Here is a 303-nt window from a genome sequence, read left to right on the forward strand (position 1 = left end):
GGCCGCTTGGGATCGGCGATCGCGCCGCCCTGCGCGGAGAGCTGCGCGAAGCCCTTGGCGATGGTGTCGATCGAAGCAGCGATCTGCTCGGTGGTCGCCTGCAGCTTTTCAGCCTGCGCCTGCTGCTGTTGCTGGCCGGCGGCCAAGGTGTCGGTGGTCTGCTTGACCGCCTCGACGGTCTTCTGCGTCTCGGTGACCGTCTTTTCGATCTTCGCCACCTTTTCCGAGACGATGCCCAGCGATTGCTGCAACTGGGCGACCGCGGGCACGAGGTTGGCGATGACGCCGTTCTGCGAGCTGGTT

1 pseudogene is annotated in these 303 nt (G+C 65.7%); it reads right to left on the reverse strand.

Annotation, left to right across the window (positions count from 1 at the left end):
• Positions 1 to 303: pseudogene (locus EN859_RS36880) on the reverse strand (methyl-accepting chemotaxis protein); the annotation flags it as partial.

The organism is Mesorhizobium sp. M00.F.Ca.ET.216.01.1.1 (genome assembly GCF_004010325.2).
Lineage (GTDB): Bacteria > Pseudomonadota > Alphaproteobacteria > Rhizobiales > Rhizobiaceae > Mesorhizobium.